Raw genomic sequence first — 20,566 nt, forward strand, 5'->3', positions numbered from 1 at the left:
GTCGACGACCGCGCCGGAGGCGCCCGGCGGGCCGGGCGGGCGGCCCCGGGTGCGGCGGGCCCGGCCTGGTCGACAGGACACCGCTCTAGGCGAAGGGCCCCTCGGCGGTGAAGCGGCGCAGCTGCCGGGCGAACTCCTCGGCCTCGCCCGGCGGCCACCCGGACAGGCTGCCCATGATGTGCGCGGCCAGCCGGGTACGCAGCTCGGCGACCGCGGACCGGCCCTCTTCGGTCAGGACGAGCAGGTGCGCGCGCCCGTCGGCGGGGTCCGCCTCGCGCCGGATGAGGCCGGCGGCTTCCAGCCGGGAGGCCCGGCGGGTGACGCCGGAGCGGTCGATGCCGACGTCGGGCGCCAGGTCGGCGGCGCTGCGCGGGCCGGTCCGGGCCAGTGCGCTGAGGACCGGGTAGGTCTGTTCGTCCACCCCCTCTCCCATGCCCTCGGTGAGCCGGCGGTGCAGCTGCGTGCGGGTGGTGCGCCTGAGCAGGATGCCCAGCGCCTCAGCGATCTCGTGTCCTACTTCGTTCTCCACGCCTCCAGAATAGCGTGCGCAGCGCACGCGACCGGTGCTACAGTGAGGGAGTTGCGTGCGAAACGCACGCACTTCTCCTTCGTTCTGCAAAGGAACCGACATGACGCGCACCGGTATCGAGGCCGCCCTCAACGACCTGATCTTCAACCGCGACCTCACCGTCCAGGAGGCCGCCGACCTGCACTTCACCCCGGAGTACCGCCAGCGCACGGACGGCGAGTGGGCCGACCGCGCCGGGTTCGTCGAGCACATCACCCACGTGCGCAGCGTCGTCGCCGGCGGTCACGTCGAGGTGCACGAGGAGCTGTACGACGGCAGCCGGTACGCCGACCGGCACACCGCCCACATCACGAAGAAGGACGGCTCGACCGTGCGCATGGAGGTCTACGTGTTCGCCGACCTCGCGCCCGACGGCCGCTTCGAGCGCATCGAGGAGACCACCCTGATGCTCGAGGGCGCCGCCGCGGACCGCACCCTCGGCAGCGCCCGCTGACCCCGGTCGGAGTCAGGCGGCGGGGCAGGGGGCCGGGGCGGGGCGGGAGGTCAGGGCGCGGATGGCGGTCTGCTGGGAGTAGGCGAGCAGGCCGATCGTCACCGCGCTCATGACGCACGCGAAGAGCACGTGGCCCAGGGTCGAAGTGACCGCCAGACCCAGGGCGTTCAGCAGGAAGTGGCTGCCGATCCGGAGGGCGACGAGCGCGATGGCGACCTTGCGGGTCTCCTTGCCGCGCCACAGCGCCTTGGCGAGCCGGAGCCGCCTGCGCATCATCGTCAGCGAGACGATGATGTTCACGGCCAGCAGGACCAGCAGCACGGGCCACGCCGAAGGGAAGGCCTGCAGGATGTCGAAGGCGGCCGCGAGAACGCCTTCGAAGCCGAAGAACCAGATCGGGAGCCGGTAGTCGGCCGGCGTCATGGTGGCGGGGTCGACCTGCTCGACCCGCTCGGCCGGTGCGGTCTTCGCGGTCTTCTTCTTCAGGATGTCCATGATGCTGCTGCCCCCGTGGTCGGTGTGATGATCGATATTTTGGCCGGGGGAGGGGTCTCGGAGGCAGAGCCCGCGGTCACGTGTGCCGTATGACAGCTGTCATGTGACCCTCCGGTGCCGCGGCCAGGGGACGGGGCGTGATGGGATACGCCGCATGCATCTCATCGGACCAGAGGACGCTTCATGAGCGCCCGCCGCACACCGGTGCCCTTCGACCCCGAACTGCGCGTCGCGCTGGACGCCTTGGACGAGGAGGTGAAGGCGCCGATCACCCCCGAGAACCTGGCGGCCCGGCAGCGGCGGGACGCCGCCGCCCGCCCCCGGCCCACCGTCGAGGACCTGCGCGCCGACGGCCGCTTCGAGGTGGCGGAGCTCCGCGTCCCGGGGCCGCCGGACGCACCGGACGTCACGCTCGTGAGCGCGCGCCCGTCGGGGCTCGCCGGCCCGCTGCCGCTGCTCTACTACCTGCACGGCGGCGGCATGGTCATGGGCAACGCCTGGTCCGTGCTCCCGGGGATCCTGCGCGAGTGGGCCCACCCCCTGAACCTGGCCGTGCTCTCGGTCGAGTACCGCCTCGCGCCGCGGGCCCGCTACCCGGAACCCCTGGAGGACTGCTACGCGGGGCTCGTCTGGGCGGCCGCCCACGCGGCCGAACTGGGCATCGACGCGGACCGCGTCGTCATCGGCGGCAAGAGCGCCGGCGGCGGGCTCGCCGCGGCCCTCGCGCTGCTGTCCCGCGACCGCGGCGGCCCCGCCGCCCTGGGCCAGCTGCTGCTGTGCCCGATGCTCGACGACCGCGGCAGCACCTTCTCCAGCCACCAGATGACCGGCCTCGGCGCCTGGGACCTCACCTCCAACACGACCGGGTGGCAGGCCCTGTTGGGTGAGCGCCACGGCGCCGCGGACCTGCCGCCCTACGCGGCCCCCTCCCGCGCCACCGACCTCTCGGGGCTGCCCCCGGCCTACATCGAGGTCGGGTCGGCCGAGATCTACCGGGACGAGGACGTGGCGTACGCGAACGCCATCTGGCGGGCCGGCGGCCAGGCCGAACTGCACGTGTGGCCCGGCGCCTATCACGGCTTCGACGGCCTGGCCCCGCACGCCGCCCTCAGCCGCGACGCCCGAGAGGCCCGCACCCGCTGGCTCCGCCGGCTGCTCAGCCCTGCGACGGAGCGCGCCGCAGACCGTCCAGGGTGAGGTCCAGCAACCGTTCGGCCTGCTCCCGCTGTTCGGGCTTCGCCGAGGTCAGGGCGATGCCGGCGAGCGCCGCGAACATGTCGGCCGGGCCGATGTCGGTCCGGATCGCCCCGGCCTCGGCACACGCGTCCATCAGCTCGGTGATGGAGCTCCGGATCATGTCGTGGCTGTGGGCGTACGGGTTGCTCCCCGCGGCGGCGATGGCGCGCAGCGCATCGGCCATGCCGAGTTTGGCCGTGGCGTAGTCCATGAAGAGACGGGTCCACGCGCGCAGCGCCTCGTACGGCGGCCGTGACGCCAGCAGCCCGGGGACGACGTCGCGCAGCTGCGCCACCTCGTTGCGGTACGCCGCCTCGACGAGCGCCTCGCGGGTGGGGAAGTTGCGGTACAGGGTCGCGGTGCCCACGCCCGCTTCCCGGGCGATGCGCTCCAGGTGCGCGTCCAGCCCCTCCTCGGTGAACACGCGCACCGCCGCGGCCAGGATCTTGTCCCTGTTGCGCTGTGCGTCGGCCCTCAACGGGCGTGCTGCGTCCCGGCTCATCCGCGGCGGCCGTCCTCTCTCGTTCTCCGTCATTTGCTAAGTGGAGGCGCGCCCACTTAGTCTGCGATAAGTGGTGGCGCCTCCACTTGACTCTAGGGCATGCCCTGGCCTGCCCGTATTCCTCGCGGAAGGACTGCCGATCATGTCGGGAACCGAAGACGAGAACGACCGCAAGAACGACGTCGGGAGCAGCGTCGGGAGCGGCGTCGAGACCGGCGCCGAAAGCGACGGCATCGCGGGCAAGGTGGTGGCGATCACGGGAGCGGGCAGCGGCATCGGCGAGGCGACCGCCCTGCTGCTCGCCGCACGCGGCGCCAAGGTCGTCCTCGGAGCGCGCCGGACGGAGCGGCTGCACGCCCTGGCCGCCCGCATCGAACGGGCCGGCGGCGAAGCCGCCTGGACCCGCACCGACGTCACCCGCCGCGAGGACCTGACCGGGCTCGTCGACCTGGCGCGCGACCGGTTCGGCAGGCTCGACGTCCTCGTCGGCAACGCCGGGGTCGGCCTGATCTCCCCGCTGGACGAGCTCCGCGTCGAGGACTGGGAAAGGATGATCGACGTCAACCTCAAGGGCGTCCTGTACGGGATCGCCGCCGCCCTGCCGGTCTTCCGCGAGCAGGGCTCCGGGCACTTCGTCCACACCGTCTCCACCGCCGGACTGCGGATCGTCCCGCTCCAGGCGGTCTACGCCGCCACCAAGAACGCCGTACGCACCCTCTCCGAGGGCCTGCGCCAGGAGGCCGGCGACAGCCTGCGCGTGACCGTCGTCTCCCCGGGCGTCACGCGGACGGAATTCGCGGACTCCATGTCACCGCAGATGCAGGCCCTGGTCCGCGACCGCATGGACAAGACGGCGATCCCGCCGGACGCCATCGCCCGCGCCATCGCGTACGCCGTCGAACAGCCGGACAACGTGGACGTGGGCGACATCGTCGTCCGCCCCACCGCGCAGGACTGACGGCCGCCGCCCGCCGCCCCGCCACCCGCCGTGCCCCCGCCGCCACCGTCACCCCGGGCGCCACCCGGGGTGACGTGCGCGCCGGAACGCGCCGTGCCACCCTGTTCACACGCCCCGGAGCCTCGGGAGACGACAGCCGCGACGAACGGAGCGTGCTGTGGGACATCCGATACGCGGTGCGGCACGCGGCGCGGCGCTGCGGCGCCGGGCGGCCGCCGCCTTCGCCGCCCTCCTGCTGGTGACGCTGGCCTCGGGCACCGGCGCCCGCGCGGCCCCGGCCCGGAGCGCCTCCCCGTCGCCCCCGCCCTCCCCCTCACCGTGGCCGTACGGCGACGCGGGCGACCCGGGCCGGCTCGACCCGCGCATCACGGCGATCATGCGCAAACCCGAGTACCGGCACGCCCAGTGGGGACTCCTGCAGACCGAACCGGCGGGCGGGCGCGTGCTGCACAGCATGTTCCCCGGACAGTTCTTCATCCCCGGCTCCACCGCGAAGCTGTTCCCCGTCTCCGGCACCTGGCGGACCCTGGGCACCGACCACCGCTTCGTCACGCCCGTCTACGCCGTCGGCACCCGCACCGGCACCACGCTGACCGGCGACCTCGACCTCGTCGCCCAGGGCGACCTCACCCTGGGCGGCCGGACGCGGCCCGACGGCACGGTCGCGTACACCGACCTCGACCACACGTACGCCAACGACTTCCCCGGCGCGACCCTCACCCCGGAGAACCCCCTGGCCGGCATCGACCGGCTCGCCCGGCAGGTCCGCGCTTCCGGCATCACCCGCGTCGAGGGCGACGTCATCGTCGACAGCCGCCTGTTCGTCCCCGATCCGGTCCTCGACCCCACCCCCACCCCGCTGATCGTCAACGACAACCTCATCGACCTGCTCACCACGCCCGGCGACCGGGCCGGCGCCGCCGCCCGCCTGGACTGGCGGCCCAAGGTCGCCCCGTACCAGGTCACCTCCACGGTGAAGACCGTCGCCGCCGGCGGGCCCACGAACATCACGGTGACCACCACCGGCGGCGGCACCCGCATCCGGCTGTCCGGCACCATCGCGGCCGACGCCGCGCCGCTGCTGCGCACCTCTCCCGTCGTCGACCCGAACACCTTCGGCCGCACCGCGCTGATCGAGGCGCTCGCCCGGGCCGGCGTGCAGGTGACCGCCGCCGCGAACGGCCCCAACCCCGTCGCCCGGCTGCCGCGTTCCTACGACGGCCGGCCGCGGGTGGCCGCGTACACCTCGCCGCCGTACGACCAGTACGCCAAGCTCATCCTCAAGGTCAGCCACAACCTGGGCGCCAACCTCGGCATCTGCCTCATGGCCGTCACCACCGGCAGCCACCAGTGCGCCGACGGGTTCCCTGTCCTCGCCGCCTTCCTCGACCGGGCCGGAGTCGACCGCGAGCAGGCGGAGCTCGTGGACGGCCGCGGCGGCAACCCGGCCGACCGGGCCACCCCGCAGGCGCTCGTGCAGATGCTGGCGTACTGGCAGCGCACCCCGGACGCACGGCGCTTCCGCGAGGCACTGCCCATCCTCGGCGTCGACGGTCTGCTCGCCGAGAACTGCCGCAGCTGTCCGGCGCGCGGGAAGGTGTTCGGGAAGACCGGCGCCGCCGTCGGCGGGGACTCCCTCAACGACCGCCTCGCCGTCGGCGCCATCACCATCGCCGGCTACCTCGACAAGGGCGGCGGCCGCTTCGACCCCTTCTACGCGGGCGTCAACGGCGCCTCCACCCCGACCGCCGACCCCGTCGAGGTCCTGTCCATCGCCAACGACCTGGCGCTGATCGCCGCCTACCTCCAGGAGTCGCCGTAACGGACCCGGCGGAATCACGGCAGGTCGGACGAGGGCGAGGGTGCCGGCGCCGGTGCGGACGAGGGCGCGGGCATGGATGAGGGCGGGGGCACGGACGAGGGTGGGGGCGCACCGTCGAGGAAGCCGCCCGACTGGTGCTGCCACAGCTTCGCGTACGTGCCGTCGGCGGCCAGCAGCTCCCGGTGCGTGCCCTGTTCGAGGATCCGGCCGCGGTCGAGGACGACGAGCCGGTCCATGTGCGCCACCGTGCTCAGCCGGTGCGCGACCACGAGCGCGGTCCGCCCCTCCATCAGCCGCCACAGCGCCTCCTGGACGAGGATCTCGCTCTCCGAGTCCAGGGCGCTGGTCGCCTCGTCCAGCAGCAGGATCGGCGCGTCGCGCAGGATCGCCCGGGCGAGCGCCACCCGCTGGCGCTGCCCGCCGGACAGTTTGACGCCGCGCTCACCGACCATGGTGTCGAGGCCGTCGGGCAGCGCGTCGGCGAACTCCGTGACGTGCGCCGCCTCGGCCGCGCGGCGGACCTCGGCGTCGGTGGCGCCCGGGCGGGCGAACGCGATGTTCTCCCGCAGCGTCCGGTGGAACATCGCCGGGTCCTGCGGCACGTAGGCCATCAGGCCGCGCAGATCGCGCTGGCGCAGCCTGCTGATGTCCCGGCCACCGATCAGGATCCGGCCCGCGTCGATGTCCGTCATCCGCAGCAGCAGCCGGGTGAGCGTGGTCTTGCCGCCGCCGGACCGGCCCACCAGCCCGATCTTCGCCCCGCTGGGCACGTCCAGGTCCAGCCCCTCGAACAGGGGCTCCGCACCCGCGTGGGCGAAGGTCACCTTCTCGAACCGCACCTCGCCGGCCCGGTCCGCGGCGGGCGCCGGCTCCGGCGACGGCGGGTCGAGCACGGTCGGCGGCGTCAGCAGCAGCTGCGTGAACTGCGAAGCCTCCGTCATCGAGCTCTCCAGCCGCCGGTAGATCTGGTTGAACTCGAACATGATCCGCGTGGCGTTGGAGTAGTACGTGAACGCGACCACCACCGCTTCCACACCGTGCCCCTGACCGCCTCCGGAGGCCGTCACGGCCGTCACGGCGAGCAGCAGGCCCAGCGCGTTGGTCACCACCGACATCGGCGCGACGACCGTGTCGATCCGCAGGTTGCCGTAGTCCCACGACCGCAGCATCAGCCCGCGCGAACGCGCCACCCGGGACCGGTGCTCGGCGGCCTCGCGGTCCTCCGCACCGAACGCGCGGACCGTGTCCATGTTCATCAGACTGTCGGAAACGTGCCCCGACACCCGGGCGATCGCCTCCTCGCGCCGGTTGACGAGCGCCTGCCGGCGCCGTACGAGGGGCAGCACGCACACGCCCGTCACCGCGATCATGACCAGCAGCGCCACGACGAGCAGCGGTTCGTAGCGCCAGAGCACCACCGCCCCGAACAGCAGCGGCACGAACCGGCCCACGACCGAGAAGGTCAGCGTGTCGACGAAATCCTCGAAGCGGGAGGCGAAGCTCAGCACCCGCTTGGTCAGGGACCCGGCGAAATTGTCGTGGAAGAACGCGGCGTCCTTGGCGAACAGCCGGTCCATGCCGATCACGTACAGGCTCTCGATGCCGAGGGCGTCGAGCCGGTTCAGGCAGTGCAGGCCGACGCGCCACGCGCCCTCGGAGAGCAGCAGGACGGCGGCGAACCCGAGGACGTACGGGAGCGCCGACCCGAGGCCGAGGCCGCCCCCGGCGATGCGGCCGACGAGCTTCGCGACGACCAGCGGCGCGATGTAGTTGATGCCGATGTTGCCCACGGCCGGCAGCAGCATGCCGGGCGCCGTCCACCACCGCAGCCGGGTCAACTCCCTGCCGTAGTAACGCAGTGCGAGGACCACCGATCCCCTGCCGGGCGGGCCTCCTCGTGATGCAGCCGATTCCATGGCAACCCTGTGTAGTCGTCGCGTAACGGAATCCGCAGTCTCCCGCGCCCGCGCCGACGCCGTCCAAGCGTTTTCCGTGTGGGTGACACGGGGACGCCGGCCGCGGTCGCCCGACTCTCCATCTGCCGGAGACCGGAGAGCGGGCGTCGTGACCGGCCCGACGACGTTCCTGCGTGTGCTGGGCCTGCGCCACCTGGCCCGGAGCGGCGCTCCCGCCCGCGGACGAGGACGCCCCTGCCGGGGACGGACCTCTTCACGGCGTCAGCCCATGAGCAGGAGCCGCGTGTTCGGCACGAGCTTCCGGTTCACGCTGGTGCTTTGGACGAAGATGGTGAAGTCGTCGTTGTGGTCGGGCTTGACGCGAACCTCCACGTCCGGCAGACCGAGCAGGGCGCGGGCCTCCGGCCCCGTGTACACCCGGTCCGTCTTCTTTTCCAGCACCGCGATCTGCTTGCGCGCCTGGACCTTTTCCGACTTGCTCAGCTGATAGAAAGCACAGCCGGTCCGGTAGGTGTTCCCGCTTTCGACGACCCATTCCCGGATCCCCGCATCACGGGCCACCGGAATCAGTTGGTATTCCGACGGATCGACCGGGGTGAGACCCGCCGCCTCGATGGTGTCCTTGTTGACCGTGTCCGCGCCCATGGAGAACACCGCCCGAGATCCCCGGATGCCCTGGGAACGGCCCACCATGAATTTCTCGGTGGCCTGCTTGATGACCTCGCCGGCATCCTCCAGACCCTGCGTGCTCGTGGCGTCCCAGATGGCGATGTTGTCCTTCGGGAAACCGCACTGCATGGCCTCGCGCTTGCCCATCTGGTCCGGCACGAGCACGGCCAGCGTCCAGTTGTCCTGCTGGGTCGCTATCAGCTGCGAGACGGCCTGCACCAGTTCGCGCGGGTTGCCGGAAGGGGCGTCCGTGCAGCGGTGGCTCGCGTTCTCCTGCCCGTCGGTCAGCACGAACGTCAGGAAGCTGTGGTCGCCGTACAGCTGGGCCGTCTGCGCCAGCTCCCGCTGCGACTTCAGGGTGGCGGCCAGCAGCGCCGTCATTCCACCGACCCGGTACATCTGCTTCAGGGACGGCATGCGCAGCACGTCCTTGTCGTAGATGACGCATTCCACCTTGTCCGCGAACACGTACACCGTGACCCGGGTTTCCTGGTCCAGTTCCTGCGACCGGCGGGCCAGATATGCAATCTGCTGGTCGGCCACTTCCACGACCTTGCGGTTCAGGTGTGACATCGACGAACTGGCGTCCAACACAAGAGCAACGTGATTGATGTAGTTCTGGTTTCCGGACATGGCCGCTCCCCCTCTTTCCGACTGGATGCTCCAACCTTCTCACCCACCACTGACAATCGAGGGGGAGCGGATGCGCCCGACGGGGTGCGCGCACGACGTAAGGGTTTCGTCATCGGTCCGCGGATGGTCCACGGCCCCGCCGCGGCGTTGAATGGCATGACGCACCACCGAAGATGAAGGATCGTCATGACACGACGCACGGGACGCCGAGGCACGCTCATCGTCACCGCCCTGCTCGCCGCCGCGGTGCTGCTGGGCGCGGGCCTGTACTGGTTCCAGCCGTGGAAGCTGTGGCAGGACCGGACGGTCCGGGAGGCCGCGCCGACGGCGCCCGCCGCCGGGGCGCCGGCACCGGCGGCCGCGGGCAAGGGCGCCACCGGCCCGCGGACCGTCGCCACCGGCTCGCTGATCAGCCACGAACACACCACCACGGGCACGGCGGAGCTCGTCCGCCTCCCGGACGGCTCCTACACCCTGCGCCTGGTGGGCCTCGACACCAGCAACGGTCCCGACCTGCGCGTCTGGCTCACCGACGCGCCGGTGAAGGAGGGTGTGGACGGCTGGCGCGTGTTCGACGACGGCAAGCACGTGAGCCTCGGCAAGCTCAAGGGCAACAAGGGTGACCAGAACTACGCGGTCCCCGCCGAGGTGAACGTCGCCGACTACAGCAGCGTCACCATCTGGTGCGACCGTTTCGACGTCTCCTTCGGCGCGGCGGCCCTGCGCGCAGCCTGACCGCCCCCGGGCTCCGCCCTGCCTGACGGCAGGTCAGACCGTGCTGCCGTCCGCGTCCGCGTCCGTGTCCGCGTCCGTTCCGGGTGCGGTGTGGAGGATGTCGCGCGCCTGGTCCGCGGCGCGGACGATGCTCTCGGAGACGAAGTCGACGAAGCGGGCGATGTTGGCGAGGCGGGCCCCTGCGGGGGTGTCGGGGCCGAGGACGTCGACGCCCTGGCGTGCGATGCCGGCGAGCCGGGCGGTGCCCCGCGCGCTGGTGACCGTGGACTGGTACCAGACGTCGTCGTCGACGGCGTAGCGTTCGCGGCGGCCCTCGTGGCGCTCCCGGCGGATGAGGCCCTGGGCTTCGAGGAACGTGATCGCCTTGGAGACGGAGGCCGGACTGACTTCGAGGCGCCGGACGAGTTCGGACGCGGTGAGGCTGCCGGTGTTGCTGGTGCACAGGCAGGCCAGGATCCGGGCCGTCATCCTGGGCATGCCCGTCTGCATGAGGACGTTGGTGAACGTCTCCTCCTCGTACTCGCGCACGGCCTCGGCGTCGCGCCCGTCGGCCTGCCCGGGAACCTGCGGGCCCCGGGGCGCGGGCTGCCTGCGGCGCTGGGCGCGCCGCTCGGTGGCGCGATGGGCCATGTCGGCGCGGTAGCCGGTGGGTCCGCCGTTGCGCATCACCTCGCGCGTGACCGTGGACGTCGGACGGTCGAGGCGCCTGGCGATCTCCGCGTAGGCCAGCCCGTCGGCCACCCCCAACGCGATCTGCTGCCGCTCCTGCTGGGTGAGCCTGCCTCCCGGCATCGCGGTCTCCTTTGCGGTCGTTCGTGGCCCTGGATGCGTGCAGCTTAGCGTTCACCGTCATCCCATTGCAACGGTCGCGCAGAGATTCATTGCATTAGGCGTCAGTCCATTGCAATGACTTCAGGGGTCTGACCTGGCTGTATGGCGTTCCAGCGCAATCAAACTATTCCTGAATCTGTGAACGCAACGTAGTGTTTCTGTCATCGGAAACAGCGCGCCACGAGGTGCGCACGACAGGAACCCGGAGAACACCATGCTGAAGTTCGACACCCCCGCCCCCGTCGCCGCCGTCCTGAACGTCCCCGCGGGACTGGTCCGGTTCATCGCGGCGGACCGGGCGGACACCACCGTCGAGGTCCTGCCCGCGAACGCCTCGAAGAGCCGTGACGTGAAGGCCGCCGAGCGGACCACGGTCGAGTACCGCGACGGAGTCCTGCACATCACCGCCCCGGAAGCCAAGAACCAGCTCCTCGGCGCCTCGGGTTCGCTGGAGGTCACGGTCCAGCTGCCCGCCGGCTCCCGCGTCGAGGCGAAGACCGCCGCCGTCGAACTCCGCGGCGTCGGACGCCTCGGCGAGGTCACCTTCGAGGGTGCGCAGGGCCCGGTCAGGATCGACGAGGCCGCCGCGGCCCGCCTCACCCTGCTCGACGGCGACATCACCATCGGGCACCTGCGCGGAGCCGCCGACATCAGCACCGCCAGGGGCGACATCCGGATCACCGAGGCCGAGCGCGGCACCGTCACCCTGAACACGCAGCAGGGCGACATCTCCGTCGGCGCCGCCCGCGGAACCTCCGCCACCCTCGACGCCGGCACCGCCCACGGCCGGATCCACAACACCCTGACCAACACCGAAGGCCCGGGCGCCGCCCTCGACATCCACGCGACCACCACCCAGGGCGACATCACCGCCCGCAGCCTCTGAAGCGCACCAAGACCGAGAAGGAACGAGGGGGACCGATCATGGATGACGTCACGGCCGCGGGGCCGGACCGCCCGGAGCTGCAGCAGGCCATCGAGGCGATCGTCGAGTCCGGATTCACCGGGGTGACCCTGCGCGTGCACGACGAGCGCGGCCACTGGGTGGGCAGCGCCGGAGTGGGCGAGCTGGGCGGGAGCGCCGAGCCGCCGACCGAGGGGCGGTTCCGGATCGGCAGCAACACCAAGACCTTCACCGCGGCCCTCGTACTGCTCCTGGTCGCCGAGGGCAGGATCGAGCTGGACGGCCCGGCGGACGACCACCTGGAGGAGTTCGGGCTGGACCGCCGGATCACGACCCGGATGCTGCTCCAGCACACCAGCGGCGTGTTCAACTTCACCGGCGAGTACCACGAGGACGGCACCGTCGTGCCGGGCATCCCCTGGCAGGGCCGGGAGTGGGTGGAGAACCGCTTCCGGACCCACCGCCCGGAGGAACTGGTACGGCTGGCGCTGTCCAAGCCGGCGCGGTTCGCGCCGGGCACGGACTGGAGCTACTCCAACACCAACTACGTACTGGCCAGGCTGCTCGTCGAGAGGGCCACCGGCCGCCCGTTCGCCGACGAGATGCACCGGCTGGTCCTGGACCCGCTCGGACTGTCGGACACCGTCCTGCCGGAGACCTCGCCCGAGATCCCCGGGCCGCACGCCCACGCCTACTACCGGTACGAGAACGCAGGCCGGCAGGAGACGGTCGACGTCACCCGCCAGAACCCCTCCTGGATCTCCACCGGCGGCGACATGATCTCCACCACCCGGGACCTGCACACCTTCGTCTCCGCGCTGGCGGGCGGCCGGCTCCTCCCGGCCCCGCTCCTGGCCCGGATGTGCACGCCGCACCCCAAGGCGGGCTACGGCCTGGGGGTGTTCGTCCAGGACACCGGCCCGGGCGGCGTCACCCTCATCTCCCACAACGGCGGCATCGCGGGCCACGCGGGGCTGATGTACAGCACACCGGACGGCAAGAAGACCCTGACCGCGTCCCTGAACTACGTGGACGACGCCACGATGTCCCTGGCAGCGGCCTACCAGAAGGCGACGCACACCCTCACGGCCACGGTCTTCCCCACCCCCCGCCCCGACCCGGCGCCCTGAACCCCGGCGCTGTGGCGGCTGCGCGCGGCGCGCACCCGGGTCCCGCCGTTCACTGGGTGGCGGTGCGCTTCTCGAGGCGGGTGCCGCGCCGGAGGGTGATCGACATCAGGTCGCCGGGAGCGTCCACCTCCAGGCGGTGCCAGCGTCCGCGGGGGACGACCACGGCGGTCCCCGCCCGCAGCCGCACCGTCTCCTCCGCGCCACCGGGCGCGGTGGGGCGCAAGTGGAGGCGGACGCCGCCGGTCAGGCAGCACACCGCCTCATCGGCCTCCGGATGCATCTCCCAGTGGTCGGCGTGGACGTCGGCATCGGTCGCCACGTGGAACGCCGCGATCTGCCACGCGCCGCCATCGCTGCTCCGCATCCGGCGCTCGGCGGCCCGGACACCGCCGTCGGGGTGGACGTGCAGCGCCGAGGCGAACAGGTCGACGGGGGTCGTCTGCAGGGGGGTCACGAGCGTGTTCCTTCCAGTCGGGTCGGTGCGGAGGCGGCCGGTCGCGGGTCGGGCGCCGCGGCCCGGAGGCTGCGGGGCAGTACGCCGATCGCCACGACCGCCGCGACCACGAAGAGCGCGGCGGCGATGGCCAGCCCCAGGGCGTAGCCGTCGTTGAGCGCGGCGGGGCCGGTGGCCGCACCCGTGCGGTGCGCGGCGACGGTGGCCAGCACGGCCAGGCCGATGCAGCCGCCGAGTTGGCGGGAGCTGTTCATGAGGCCGGAGGCCGCGCCTGCCTCGTGGCCGGCGACGCCGGTGGTCGCGGCGGCGACGATCGGGGCGATGACCAGTCCGACGCCGATGCCGGTGACGATGCAGGGGCCGAGCACGTCGCCGAGGAATCCGCCGTCGGGCCGGATGCAGGCGAACCAGGCCAGACCCGCGGCGGCCAGCAGGGCGCCGGGCACCAGCGACGTCCGGGGGGTGCGGGCCGCGGTGATGCGGGTCGCGACGAGGGTGCCCGCGATCAGGCTCACGGAGAAGGGCAGGAACGCGGCGCCGGTCGCCGCCGCGCCCATGCCCAGGACCTGCTGCATGTACAGGGACACGAAGTAGAACGCCGCGAACTGACCGGCCGCCGCGAAGAACACCAGCACGTTGGCGCCGGCGACCCATCGGCTGCGCAGCAGGCCGAGGCGCAGCAGTGGTGCGGCAGCCCTGGATTCGACGAGGACGAACGCGGCCAGGAGCGCGGCCGAGGCGGCGAGCACCGCCCACGTGACCGGGGATCCCCACCCCCGGGCGTCGCTGCGGACGACGCCGAGCACCAGCAGCCCGACCCCGCCCGTGGCCAGGGCGGCCCCTAGCACGTCCAGCCGCTCGCGCCGAGCGGGGCGTACGTCCGGGCGCGCACCCGCGAGGGCCAGCGCGAGGGCCACCGCCACGATGGGCAGGTTGACCAGCATCACCCACCGCCAGCCCGCGTACTCGGTCAACAGCCCGCCCGCCAGCACGCCCAGGGCGCCTCCCGCGGCGTTCACGCCGCTCCACACCCCGAGCGCGCGCACCCGCGGCGGGCCCTCGGCGAACGTGGTGGTGAGCATCGCGAGCGAGGCGGGGGTGGCCGCGGCCGCCCCCAGACCCTGACCGGCGCGGGCGGCGATCAGCTGCCAGGGCGTCAGGGCCAGCCCGCCCGCCAGTGAGCACAGGCCGAAGACGGCCAGGCCCAGCACGAACAGCCGGCGCCGGCCGTACAGATCGGCCGCGCGGCCGCCCAGCAGCAGGAACCCGCCGAGCGCGAGCGCGTACGCGTGCACGACCCAGGACAGTCCGAGCGGCCCGAAGCCCAGTGCGCTGCGCACCGCGGGCAGTGCGACGTTGACCACCGACATGTCGAGGGCGACGGCGAACTGGGCGACGGCCACCGCCGCGAGGAGCACCCCGGGGTGCCCGCGTAAGTTTTTATACATGTAAGAAAAATAGCTCCGGTGGTCGGCGTTGTCGATACCTGGGAGATGATGAGGACATGCCGCAACCGTCCGCGCCCCGCAAAAGCCCAGGCCGGCCTCCCCGCATCACCCGTGAAGAGGTCATCGACAAAGCCCGCCGGATCGTCGACACGGAGGGCGTGGAACGGCTCACCATGCGGCGGCTGGCAACGGAGATCGGCAGTACGCCGATGGCGCTCTACCACCACGTCCGCAACAAGGAAGAACTCCTCCTCCTGCTGCTGGACGACCACGCCGCGCGGACACTGCACCGGCCCCGGCTGCCCGCCGAGCCCCGCGAGCGCGTCGTCGTCGCCGCGTCCGCGATCCACGACGCGCTCGCCGCCTGCCCCTGGATCGTGGAGGTGCTGACCTCCGACGACCTGATGGCCACCTCGGCCCTGTGGTTCGTCGAGCAGATCATCGACGGCCTGATCGCGTGCGGTATGACCCCCGAGCGGGCCGTGCACGGCTACCGCGCGATCTGGTACTACACCGCCGGAGAGATCGTGGTCCGCACGACGGCGGCCCGGCGGCGCGCGGGCGAGGACCGCCCCACGTACCGGGACCAGGTCTTCGCCGGCCTCGACCCGGCCGAGCTGCCCCGCCTGGCACAGGTCGCGGCCCGCTGGGCGCCGCTGACCGCCGAGGACACGTACGCGGACGGCCTCCGGGCCCTGGTGGACGGCCTCCTGGGCGCCCGCTGACAGGCCGCAGGCACCCGTGCGGCGGGCGTCAGTACGTCACGGTGATCCGTCGCGCCGGGCCGTCCACGCGGACCCGCCCGCCGTACGGGATCACCAGCTGCGGATCGGTGTGCCCGAAGTCGACGTCGAACACCGCCATGGTGCGCGGAGCGTACGCCGCCAGCACGGCCGCACGCTGCTCGGCGGCATAACGCCGCTTGCCGCCACCGTCATTCGCCTGCCGGAACGACCACGCCTTGGCGCGGCCCATCAACAGGGCCGGGAAGCGCTCCAGCAGGCCCCGTTCGCCCATGTTGCGCAGGATCCGGAAGACTTCCTCCGCGCTCGGCATCTCCTCCGACGTCTCCAGGAACAACACCCGGCCCTCGTACGCGGCGGGGTCGCGTTCGATCTCGCGGTCGGCCATCAGCAGCCACGACAGGATCTCCAGGTTGCCTCCCCAGGCGCGGCCTTCGACGAGCCGGTCGGGTCGGTGCCAGGTCCAGCCCTCGCCGGGCTGCGCTTCGGGCTCCGCGGCGAAGGTGGCCGGGTCGGCCCAGTCGCGGTCGCGGTCGCGGTACTGCCGGGCCGGGCGGAGCTCGTACGGGCCGGACGTGAACAGGGCCGCGCGCACCGAGTCGGCGGTCAGCGGGTGCAGCGCGTACGGGCGGCCGATCTCGGTCATCACGCAGGCGCCGTGGTAGCCGACGATGCCGAGGTTGTGCAGGAAGAGCAGCAGATTCGTGTTGTCGCTGAAGCCGAAGAACGGCTTGGGGTTGGCCCGGATCAGCTCGCGGTCCAGCAGCGGGAGCACGGTGATCTGGTCGTCGCCGCCGATGGAGGCCATCACCGCCTTGACGGTCGGGTCGGCGAACGCGGCGTGGATGTCATCGGCGCGCTCCCGGGGCGTGGAGCCCATGGTGCGCGTGGCCGGGTACTCCACCGGTTCGAGGCCGAAGTCCTCGCGCAGCCGCCGGAGCCCCAGCTCGTACGGGAGCGGGAAGAGCCCCGGCAGGCCGGACGAGGGGGAGACGACCGCGATGCGGTCGCCGGGTGCGGGCTTGGGGGGATACGCGGGAGCGGTCACCGCGCGCTCCCGAGGCTGGCCTTGTCCTTGTCCTTCTCCCTGGCCATGTCCCCGTCCCGGGCTTCGCGCGTGACCGCGTACTCCACGTCGCCGTGCTCGGCCCCCTCGATGTACTCGGGCCACTCCTCGAAGAACGTACGGACCAGCGAGAGGCCCGCCTTCTCCATCACCCTGCGGGACGCGGCGTTGACGGTCATCGTGGTGGCCACGACCCGCTCCGCCCCCAGCTCGGTGAAGGCGCGGTCCACCAGCGCCCGCGCGCCCTCGGTGGCGTACCCGCGGCCCCAGGCCGAAGGCAGCAGCCGGTAGCCCGGCTCCGTCCCGCCGTCGAGTCCGACGCTGCTCGCCGGCCGCAGGGAGAACCAGCCGAGGAACGCCCCCGAGCCCTTGTCCGCCGCGGCGAAGCAGCCGTGTCCGCCGGGGAGTTCCCCGTACTCGCGGAGGAAGGACGGCAGGGTCCGCCGCGCGGCCACCGCGCGGGGCACGGGGCGGCCGTCGTCGATGTGCCGCATGACCTCGGGGTGACCGTGCGGGGCGGCCAGGCCGTCGACGTCCGCCTCGGTGAAGCGGCGCAGCGCCATGCGGTCGGTTTCCAGGTGGACGTCCATGCCCCGATCCGAACAGCTCCCCCCGCTCCCCGCAACTGCCTTTCGGGCCAGGCGAGATCGTGACGCGGACCCGTAGACCCGCAGACCCGCAGACCCGCAGGCGGTGCGGCCGGCCGTGCACGGAAGTCCGGGCCGGGTCACGGGATCTGCCGCCCGGCCTGGTCGGGGTCCTGGTGACGGCGTACCTGTTCGACGAGCCGGCGCAGTACGTCGCGTGCCGCCGCGATCTCCTGCGGTGAGATGCCGGTGGTCATATCGCGGTGGGCCTCGGTGGCGCGGGCCGTGATCCGCTGCAGCGTCGCGTGCCCGGCGGGCGTGAGGCCCAGGAGCGGCGAGCCCTTGTGGTCGGGGTTGGGGTGGAAGGCGGCCAGTCCCTCCCGTACGAGGTCGTTCGCGACGCGCTGCACTCCCTGGCGGGCGATGCCCAGGCGGCGGGCGGCCCGGGGCACGGTCAGCGACCGGTCCGAGACCACGCTCAGCAGCTGCCAGCGGGCCTGCGTCTGCCCTTCGGCGGCCGCGAGCCCCTCGCCCGACCTGCGGAGGAGGCCCGCGGCCTCGAACACGTCCGCGACCAGAAGCGCCATTTCGTCGGCCATGCGACCACACCACCCATGCTTGACAACATGATGTCTGTTTGAAAATCTGTTGTCATCCTACCCGTGAAGCCTGCCCGGGCCCACCTCACCCCCGCCACGACACCCGGAGAAGACCATGAGCAAGGCGATCACCAACCTGCAGGCCGCCCTGGAACGCGCGGCCGCCATCCGCCCCGAGGTCGGCGGATTCCCGTACCTCGCCGAAACGCTCCGCCGGGCAGGGGTCAGCCGCTGCCGCATGGCCGTGCCGTCGAACGCCATGCTCTACCTCACCGACGCCGGCCCGGTCGCCGTCCAGGGCGAGCCGCTGGCTCTGGGGCCGGTCGACGTCGCCCCGTTCGACCGCGAGGCACTCATCGCGGCGCTCCGCACGGACCAGGCGGGCGGGAGCACGTTCCCCGAGTTCGTCCGGGGCTGCTGGGAGGCGGGCGTCGTCTGGTACGACGTCGACCTGAACGCCCGCACCTGCACCTACCACGGCGCCGAAGGCGACGGCTACACCGAGACGTACCCGCCCGTGGAACTCTGACGTCGCCGTGGCCTCAGGGGGTACGGCCGGTGGCGGAGGCGAAGCCGAGCCAGGTGTGGCGGTTGCCCCACCAGCACCAGCCGACCTTCGGGGCGTTGCGCCGCTCCCGGCCGTCCCGCCCGGTGCCGTTGCTGATCCAGATCGCCGGTGTACGGGCGTCCGGAGCGCCGTTCGCCTTGCGCAGCCGGGAGCCGATGGTCATGAAGCAGTGGTTGCGTTCCAGGGCCCCGGGCTGCTGGAGCACCCAGTGGAGGCCTTCGGTGAGCAGCAGCGGAATGCGGTCCTCCGCGGTGAGGGCCGGCAGGGCCTCCTCCGGGCTCCGGTTGGCCAGGTGGTCGCCGCGGTCGATGCCGGTGACGAGGTAGAGCGGGCCGTCGGGCACCTCGGCGCCGTCCAGCGGGGCGAACCGGTCGACGTCGGGCATGTCGACGACGACGAAGCCGGGCTTGTCGTCGCGGCGGAGCAGCGGCGCGAGGGCGGAGGCGGGTACGCGGTCGGGGTGGACCGCGAGCAGGGCGTCGCCCGCGCCGCGCCGTGGACCGGCCTCCGCGGCGAAGGCGTGCAGCGCGTCGGCGCTCACCCCCGCGAGCCGGTGCACCCCGAGCTCGACCAGGCGCTCGGCCTGCGCGGCGAGCGGGGGCAGAGCGGGCACGGCGGGACTGGACGAAGGGGACGAGGCAGACGAAGGACTGGGCACGGCACTCCCGAGGTGGATGATGCACAGCGGGGGACCCCGACCCAACGACCCACCCCCGACGAACGTTCCCGCCCCGGTGCCGCCCGGAGCGTGCCGGTCGTACCCTGACGCGGTGATGACCAACACTCTCTTGTCGACAGCCATGAGCGGGGCCGCCGACCCGCCCCTGCTCCCTCTGCCGGACCGTGTCGCCGAGCTCCTGTCCGAGCTGGGGAGTCCGCCACGGCTGGCGGCGCATCTGCGAGCCGTCCACGACGTGGCGCACCAGCTGGTCGACTGGCTCGAACGCGACTACCGTCCCGTGGTCTTCGACCGCGAGGCGGTGCTGTTCGGGGCGGCGACGCATGACGTGGGGAAGTCGGTGCACGTCGGCGAGCTCTCCGGGCCCGGCTCGGCGCACGAGGAGGCGGGGCGGACGCTTCTGCTCGGCCACGGGTTCGGCCCCGAGTCGGCCCGTTTCGCCGCGACGCACGCGTCGTGGGCGGATCCGGGCGCCGGCTTCGAGGACCTCCTGGTGAGCCTCGCCGACAAGGTCTGGAAGAACAAGCGCGTTCCCGACCTGGAGGATCTCGTCGTGGCCCGGCTGGCCGAGGCGACGGGCAGGGCGGCATGGGAGGAGTTCCTCGCGCTCGACGGGGTGCTCGCCGGCATCGGTGCCGGAGCCGACGAACGCCTGGCGTTCCAGGCGTCCTTCCCGATCCACGCCTGAGGCCCGGGCGCGCCGCGGACACTCGCTCCTGCGCGTGCGCGTCAGTTCCGGGGCCGGGCTTCGACGAGGGGGGTCAGGCCGTCCAGGAGGGCCTTGAGGCCCAGTTCGAAAAGGGCGTCCAGGCGCAGGTCGTAGCCGTCCTCGAAGGCGCCGACCGCCTTGGTGAAGGCCGGGAAGCGGCCCGAGTCGACCAGTTTCCGCAGGGCCGGGGCGCGGTGGGCCATCCACTCGTCCTCCGACTGGCCCGTGGTCGCCTCGGCGTGGGCCTCCCACTCCAGGTGCACCGCGAGTCCCTGCACATGGCTGTACAGCAGTACGTGGACGTCGAACAGCGTGGCGGGATCCAGGCCGTGACCGTCCAGCGCGGTCAGTACCCATTCGCCGTGCACCATCAGGTTCGGCACGAACAGCGGGCGGGTCAGGGAGCCGAGCTGGGCCAGCCAGGGGTGCCGGCGGTACAGGGCCCACAGGGTCCGGCCGCCCAGCTCGATGCGCGAACGCCAGTCCTCCGGGGCGGGGGCGTCCGCCGGATCCGCGGGGTAGGACGCCTCGCCGAAGGCGGCGTCGGCCATCAGCAGGACGAGGTCGTCCTTGCTCGGGACGTACCGGTACGGCGACATGGCCGCGACGCCGAGCCGGGCCGCGACACCGCGCATGGAGAGCGCCGAGAGCCCTTCCGCGTCGGCGATGTCGATGGCGGCGCGGACGATCCGGTCGAGGGTCAGGTCCCCCTCCGGAGCGGGAGCGGAGGCGGGTGACGGCCGGCGTCGTGCCGGCGCCGCCGCGGGGCGCGGGGGGGGGGGGGGGGGCCGGGGGGCGCGGGGGCGGGGGCCCCCCCCCCCCCCCCCCCCCGCGGGCGGGCGCGGGGGCCGCGACAGCAC

23 protein-coding genes are annotated in these 20,566 nt (G+C 72.7%); 10 read left to right on the forward strand and 13 right to left on the reverse strand.

Annotation, left to right across the window (positions count from 1 at the left end):
• Positions 1 to 85: 85 nt before the first annotated feature.
• Positions 86 to 529: a MarR family winged helix-turn-helix transcriptional regulator gene (locus tag ACFXA3_RS04725; protein ID WP_385181927.1), complete on the reverse strand. Its 444-nt coding sequence runs from the start codon at positions 527 to 529 to the stop codon at positions 86 to 88.
• Between the two features lie 100 nt (positions 530 to 629).
• On the opposite strand from ACFXA3_RS04725, the gene ACFXA3_RS04730 reads away from it, so the two are divergent.
• Positions 630 to 1,022: a nuclear transport factor 2 family protein gene (locus tag ACFXA3_RS04730; RefSeq protein ID WP_385181930.1), complete on the forward strand. Its 393-nt coding sequence runs from the start codon at positions 630 to 632 to the stop codon at positions 1,020 to 1,022.
• Positions 1,023 to 1,034: 12 nt separating this feature from the next.
• On the opposite strand, the gene ACFXA3_RS04735 is transcribed toward ACFXA3_RS04730, so the two are convergent.
• Positions 1,035 to 1,517 (reverse strand): hypothetical protein, encoded by a 483-nt coding sequence (locus ACFXA3_RS04735; RefSeq protein WP_385181932.1) that lies wholly within the window; start codon positions 1,515 to 1,517, stop codon positions 1,035 to 1,037.
• A gap of 183 nt (positions 1,518 to 1,700) precedes the next feature.
• On the opposite strand from ACFXA3_RS04735, the gene ACFXA3_RS04740 reads away from it, so the two are divergent.
• Positions 1,701 to 2,714: an alpha/beta hydrolase gene (locus tag ACFXA3_RS04740; RefSeq protein WP_385181934.1), complete on the forward strand. Its 1,014-nt coding sequence runs from the start codon at positions 1,701 to 1,703 to the stop codon at positions 2,712 to 2,714.
• Here the strand turns inward: ACFXA3_RS04740 and ACFXA3_RS04745 are convergent.
• A complete protein-coding gene (locus ACFXA3_RS04745) occupies positions 2,674 to 3,255 on the reverse strand; it encodes a TetR/AcrR family transcriptional regulator (protein ID WP_385181997.1) in 582 nt (193 codons plus the stop codon). The genes ACFXA3_RS04740 and ACFXA3_RS04745 overlap by 41 nt on opposite strands.
• A 247-nt stretch (positions 3,256 to 3,502) precedes the next feature.
• On the opposite strand from ACFXA3_RS04745, the gene ACFXA3_RS04750 reads away from it, so the two are divergent.
• Together ACFXA3_RS04750 and dacB are read left to right on the forward strand one after the other, a co-directional pair.
• Positions 3,503 to 4,213, forward strand: coding sequence for an SDR family oxidoreductase (locus ACFXA3_RS04750; protein WP_385181999.1), 711 nt, complete (start codon positions 3,503 to 3,505; stop codon positions 4,211 to 4,213).
• Between the two features lie 157 nt (positions 4,214 to 4,370).
• Positions 4,371 to 6,035: a D-alanyl-D-alanine carboxypeptidase/D-alanyl-D-alanine-endopeptidase gene (gene dacB / locus ACFXA3_RS04755; RefSeq protein WP_385181937.1), complete on the forward strand. Its 1,665-nt coding sequence runs from the start codon at positions 4,371 to 4,373 to the stop codon at positions 6,033 to 6,035.
• Between the two features lie 14 nt (positions 6,036 to 6,049).
• Here the strand turns inward: dacB and ACFXA3_RS04760 are convergent, their stop codons facing one another.
• Both ACFXA3_RS04760 and ACFXA3_RS04765 read right to left on the reverse strand, forming a co-directional pair.
• Positions 6,050 to 7,951, reverse strand: coding sequence for an ABC transporter ATP-binding protein (locus tag ACFXA3_RS04760; protein WP_385181939.1), 1,902 nt, complete (start codon positions 7,949 to 7,951; stop codon positions 6,050 to 6,052).
• Positions 7,952 to 8,212: 261 nt separating this feature from the next.
• Positions 8,213 to 9,253: a vWA domain-containing protein gene (locus ACFXA3_RS04765; RefSeq protein WP_385181942.1), complete on the reverse strand. Its 1,041-nt coding sequence runs from the start codon at positions 9,251 to 9,253 to the stop codon at positions 8,213 to 8,215.
• A 186-nt stretch (positions 9,254 to 9,439) separates the two neighbouring features.
• Here ACFXA3_RS04765 and ACFXA3_RS04770 point away from each other — a divergent pair, with 186 nt between their 5' ends.
• On the forward strand, positions 9,440 to 9,988 hold the full coding sequence (locus ACFXA3_RS04770; protein WP_385181945.1) for a DM13 domain-containing protein: 549 nt from the start codon (positions 9,440 to 9,442) through the stop codon (positions 9,986 to 9,988).
• A 33-nt stretch (positions 9,989 to 10,021) separates the two neighbouring features.
• On the opposite strand, the gene ACFXA3_RS04775 is transcribed toward ACFXA3_RS04770, so the two are convergent.
• Entirely contained in the window at positions 10,022 to 10,780 is a 759-nt protein-coding gene (locus tag ACFXA3_RS04775) for a MarR family transcriptional regulator (RefSeq protein WP_385181947.1), read from the reverse strand.
• Positions 10,781 to 11,033: 253 nt separating this feature from the next.
• Between ACFXA3_RS04775 and ACFXA3_RS04780 the strand changes: the two genes are divergently transcribed.
• Together ACFXA3_RS04780 and ACFXA3_RS04785 are read left to right on the forward strand one after the other, a co-directional pair.
• A complete protein-coding gene (locus ACFXA3_RS04780; RefSeq protein ID WP_385181949.1) occupies positions 11,034 to 11,705 on the forward strand; it encodes a DUF4097 family beta strand repeat-containing protein in 672 nt (223 codons plus the stop codon).
• A 38-nt stretch (positions 11,706 to 11,743) separates the two neighbouring features.
• Positions 11,744 to 12,853 carry a serine hydrolase domain-containing protein gene (locus ACFXA3_RS04785; RefSeq protein WP_385181952.1) on the forward strand — a complete coding sequence of 370 codons (1,110 nt, stop codon included), beginning with the start codon at positions 11,744 to 11,746 and terminating at the stop codon, positions 12,851 to 12,853.
• Positions 12,854 to 12,902: 49 nt separating this feature from the next.
• On the opposite strand, the gene ACFXA3_RS04790 is transcribed toward ACFXA3_RS04785, so the two are convergent.
• Positions 12,903 to 13,298 carry a cupin domain-containing protein gene (locus ACFXA3_RS04790; RefSeq protein ID WP_385182001.1) on the reverse strand — a complete coding sequence of 132 codons (396 nt, stop codon included), beginning with the start codon at positions 13,296 to 13,298 and terminating at the stop codon, positions 12,903 to 12,905.
• A 5-nt stretch (positions 13,299 to 13,303) separates the two neighbouring features.
• Positions 13,304 to 14,755, reverse strand: coding sequence for an MFS transporter (locus ACFXA3_RS04795; RefSeq protein WP_385181954.1), 1,452 nt, complete (start codon positions 14,753 to 14,755; stop codon positions 13,304 to 13,306).
• Positions 14,756 to 14,811: 56 nt separating this feature from the next.
• Between ACFXA3_RS04795 and ACFXA3_RS04800 the strand changes: the two genes are divergently transcribed.
• Positions 14,812 to 15,480 (forward strand): TetR/AcrR family transcriptional regulator, encoded by a 669-nt coding sequence (locus ACFXA3_RS04800; RefSeq protein WP_385181956.1) that lies wholly within the window; start codon positions 14,812 to 14,814, stop codon positions 15,478 to 15,480.
• 28 nt (positions 15,481 to 15,508) lie between these two features.
• Here the strand turns inward: ACFXA3_RS04800 and ACFXA3_RS04805 are convergent, their stop codons facing one another.
• The 3 genes from ACFXA3_RS04805 to ACFXA3_RS04815 form a co-directional block, all read right to left on the reverse strand.
• Complete coding sequence (locus tag ACFXA3_RS04805; protein ID WP_385181959.1) at positions 15,509 to 16,546, reverse strand: S66 peptidase family protein; 1,038 nt, start codon at positions 16,544 to 16,546, stop codon at positions 15,509 to 15,511.
• Positions 16,543 to 17,154, reverse strand: a complete 612-nt coding sequence (locus tag ACFXA3_RS04810; protein ID WP_385181962.1) for a GNAT family N-acetyltransferase — start codon at positions 17,152 to 17,154, stop codon at positions 16,543 to 16,545. Before ACFXA3_RS04810 ends, ACFXA3_RS04805 begins: the two co-directional genes overlap by 4 nt.
• 137 nt (positions 17,155 to 17,291) lie before the next feature.
• Positions 17,292 to 17,750, reverse strand: a complete 459-nt coding sequence (locus tag ACFXA3_RS04815) for a MarR family winged helix-turn-helix transcriptional regulator (RefSeq protein ID WP_385181965.1) — start codon at positions 17,748 to 17,750, stop codon at positions 17,292 to 17,294.
• Between the two features lie 115 nt (positions 17,751 to 17,865).
• Between ACFXA3_RS04815 and ACFXA3_RS04820 the strand changes: the two genes are divergently transcribed.
• Positions 17,866 to 18,279, forward strand: coding sequence for a DUF1398 domain-containing protein (locus tag ACFXA3_RS04820; protein ID WP_385181967.1), 414 nt, complete (start codon positions 17,866 to 17,868; stop codon positions 18,277 to 18,279).
• Between the two features lie 13 nt (positions 18,280 to 18,292).
• Here ACFXA3_RS04820 and ACFXA3_RS04825 read toward each other — a convergent pair whose 3' ends face one another.
• Entirely contained in the window at positions 18,293 to 18,931 is a 639-nt protein-coding gene (locus ACFXA3_RS04825; RefSeq protein ID WP_385181970.1) for a DUF5701 family protein, read from the reverse strand.
• A gap of 160 nt (positions 18,932 to 19,091) precedes the next feature.
• Here ACFXA3_RS04825 and ACFXA3_RS04830 point away from each other — a divergent pair, with 160 nt between their 5' ends.
• Complete coding sequence (locus tag ACFXA3_RS04830; RefSeq protein WP_385181972.1) at positions 19,092 to 19,685, forward strand: HD domain-containing protein; 594 nt, start codon at positions 19,092 to 19,094, stop codon at positions 19,683 to 19,685.
• Between the two features lie 41 nt (positions 19,686 to 19,726).
• On the opposite strand, the gene ACFXA3_RS04835 is transcribed toward ACFXA3_RS04830, so the two are convergent.
• The gene (locus tag ACFXA3_RS04835; protein ID WP_385181975.1) at positions 19,727 to 20,566 is read right to left on the reverse strand and encodes a TetR/AcrR family transcriptional regulator; all 840 of its coding nucleotides are present in this window, start codon (positions 20,564 to 20,566) and stop codon (positions 19,727 to 19,729) included.

It is taken from the genome of Streptomyces sp. NPDC059456 (assembly GCF_042750055.1).
Classification (GTDB): Bacteria; Actinomycetota; Actinomycetes; order Streptomycetales; family Streptomycetaceae; genus Streptomyces.